Genomic DNA, 2,838 nt, shown 5'->3' on the forward strand with positions numbered 1-2,838 from the left:
GCTTCCCCGGCGAAGGCCGGGGCCCAGTTGCGATGGCGGATGCAGAGAGCACAGCGTCAATTGCTAACTGCCCCACTCCTGGGCCCCGGCCTTCGCCGGGGAAGGGAAACCTACCGCGACTGCTTGAGCGTCGCCACCGTCTCCGCAACTTCCTCGGATGGCGGCATGCGGATTGACGGGCGGAGCCGCGCGATGCTGCACAGGCCGGCCACGAACGCGAGCCCCGCTGCCACCAGCGGCGGGGTCGCGCCGTTGCCGATGCCGAAGGCCAGCAGCGCCGCCACCAGCGTCGCGCCAGTGGTCTGGCCGAGCAGCCGCGTCGTCGAGACCAGCCCGCCCGCCGCCGCGGCGCGTTCGCGCGGCGCGCTGCCGATGATGAGGCGCGCATTGGGCGGCAGGAAGGTCCCGAACCCGCCACCGCACAGCGCCATGCGCCAGATCACGTCGAAATGGCTGGGATGCGGTGGCAGATACCCGATCAGCACCAAGGCGACGATCGAGATCGCCATGCCGACCCCGCCGAGCACGCCCGCCGGAATCTTGTTCGAGAGCCAGCCCGACAGCGGCGCAACGACGATGTTGGTCAGCGGCCACGGTGCCATCAGCAGCCCCATCTCGACCGGCGAGAAGCCGAACTCGCTTTGCAGCCGAAACGGCATCGAGATGATCAGCGTCATCGACGCGATGAACGCGGTATAGGCCCCGATCACCGACAGCCGCAGCACCGGCTGCATCAGCAAGTCGATCGGCAGGATCGGATCGCGCTCGCGCCGTTGGCGCCGGACGAAATAGACGCCGAGCAACGCTCCGCACAATACGATCGCGGCGGAGACGACCGGACTGTCGCCATGCACGCCGCTCTCCAGCCCGCCGATGATCAGGCCGAACATCCCCGCGCACATCACCGCGCCGATCACGTCGAACGGCGTATCGCGCGGCGGCGTATCGGGCAGCGCACGGCCGAGGATCAGCGAGCCGATCGCAAATGGCACCGCGCTGGCGAACACCCATGGCCACGGCGCGATGCCGAGGATCAGGCCGCCGAGCGTCGGCGCGAGCGCGGCCCCGGCCGAGACGATCGCAGAATTGATGCCGAGGCCGCTGCCGAGCTGCTTGGTGGGATAGGTCGCGCGGATCAGCGCGGCGGAGACGGAGAGCGCCGCCGCCGCGCCGATCGCCTGCGCACCGCGGACGATCAGCAGAAAGGGCAAGCTCTTGGCGAAGAAGCACAACAACGTCGCGACCGCGAACAGCAATTGGCCCCATTGATACAAACGCTTGAGCCCGATGCGTTCGCCGAGCCCGGCGAAGGGGAGCAGGAGCATCACGAGCATCAGCTGATAGACGGTGACGACCGACACCACCGACGATCGATCGATATGGAGTTCGCGCGCAATTGTCGGGAGCGCGATGTTGGCGACGCCGCCATCGATGATGATGAGCGCGGTGCCAAGGCACAAGGCACCGATCGCGGCATAGCGGCGGGGGAGGGGCAGGCCGTCGGACGGATGGGAAGCGGTCACGTGCTGGCTTTGCCTATCGGAGCCGACATTGTCATCCCCGCAAAGTCATCCCCGCAAAGGCGGGGACCCATCTCGCACGGCAGGAGCTGGGTCCCCGCTTTCGCGGGGATGACGGCACAGGACGTTGAGGATGGCGTTACGCCAGCGAGACCTCGGCGACCTTATCCGTGTAAGCCTGCTTCGGATCGATCCCGAGCATGACCTTCACGCCGGCCAGCAGGCTGGAGGCATCGACCCAGACTTGCGCGCGCTCGGCATCGAGGCGGAGCAATTGCAGCTTGGGATCGTCCTTGCCGCCTTCATACCACGCCGCGACATAGCTGTTCCACAGCCGGTCGATCACGGCGCGATCATTATCGGCGCTGAGCGTGCCGTGGATCGTCGCGAACAGGTCATTGCCCTTGGACGCGAAGGTCGCGACCGCGCGGCTGCCCGGCGTGAGTTCCGAGACGAGTTCGGTCTCGGTCGAGGTGAAGAAATAGATTGGCCCGCGATCCTCGTCACCGTCGAGTTGCGCGGTCATCGGGCGGGTATGGCCTTCATCGACCCCGGCGAGGCCGAGCATCACGGTCATATCCGAACGCAGGGCTTTCCAGAATTTATGTTCGATTTCAGCTTGATTGGACATCGTCGCTCTCCTTGCCTGACCGAACGGGCAAAGCGGCGCACGGTTCCGTCAGCCAGCTTTGTCAGGCGGGCGACCACCCCGGCGGCGCGAGTTCGAAACCGCCGAAATCGAACGCGGGCGTCACGACGCAACTGACCAGCGCCCAACCGAGGCGCGCCTCGGCCGATTGCCACGCGCCGGGCGGGACGAGCGCCTGCGGGGTTTCGCCGCTTAGCAGATGCTCCTCTTGCCCGATCCGCACGGTGAGCGGCGACCCGGCGTGCCACAGCCACAATTCCGCGGCATCGACGCGGTGCCAGTGCGAGCGCCGCCCATCTTCGAGCAGGAACAGGATCGCCGTCGCCAGCCCGCGCGGCTCCTGTGTGTCGGGCTTGCGCCCGCTGGCAGGATCCGGCGCGGGCTGGCGCATCGTCTCGCGGTACCAGCCGCCCTCTGGGTGCGGCGACAGGTTCAGCGAAGCGATGAGCGGGTGGGGCATATTACAACCTGTACGTCAGCTCCGCGCTCACCGTGCGCTGCGGAAAGGGGTGGAAGAGGAAGTATTTGCGGTTGGCGACATTGTCCAGACCGACCGCCATTTGCCAATGCGGCGTCACACGGAAATTGGCGCGCAGATCGGCGACGACGTAGCTGCCAAACCCCTGATAGGTGAACGACACCGGATCGCTATTGTCGATCGTCGCGTAA

At 66.7% G+C, this 2,838-nt stretch carries 4 protein-coding genes; all 4 read right to left on the reverse strand.

Features of this window, described 5'->3' with window-relative positions; genetic code table 11:
- Positions 1-110: 110 nt before the first annotated feature.
- Complete coding sequence (locus ABWP09_RS07260) at positions 111-1,523, reverse strand: MFS transporter (protein ID WP_353204480.1); 1,413 nt, start codon at positions 1,521-1,523, stop codon at positions 111-113.
- Positions 1,524-1,659: 136 nt separating this feature from the next.
- Positions 1,660-2,151: a pyridoxamine 5'-phosphate oxidase family protein gene (locus ABWP09_RS07265; RefSeq protein WP_353204481.1), complete on the reverse strand. Its 492-nt coding sequence runs from the start codon at positions 2,149-2,151 to the stop codon at positions 1,660-1,662.
- A gap of 61 nt (positions 2,152-2,212) precedes the next feature.
- Positions 2,213-2,629, reverse strand: a complete 417-nt coding sequence (locus ABWP09_RS07270; RefSeq protein ID WP_353204482.1) for a cupin domain-containing protein — start codon at positions 2,627-2,629, stop codon at positions 2,213-2,215.
- A 1-nt stretch (position 2,630) separates the two neighbouring features.
- Positions 2,631-2,838 (reverse strand): hypothetical protein (locus tag ABWP09_RS07275; protein WP_353204483.1); only part of this gene is annotated, 208 nt, incomplete at its 5' end.

It is taken from the genome of Sphingomonas sp., assembly GCF_040398505.1.
In the GTDB taxonomy this organism is placed as follows: Bacteria; Pseudomonadota; Alphaproteobacteria; order Sphingomonadales; family Sphingomonadaceae; genus Sphingomonas.

What these genes read in the sequence shown, in the direction of transcription:
- ABWP09_RS07265 (WP_353204481.1), bottom strand. Translation starts at nt 2,151, where the DNA reads ATGTCCAATCAAGCTGAAATCGAACATAAATTCTGGAAAGCCCTGCGT.
- ABWP09_RS07270 (WP_353204482.1), bottom strand. Translation starts at nt 2,629, where the DNA reads ATGCCCCACCCGCTCATCGCTTCGCTGAACCTGTCGCCGCACCCAGAG.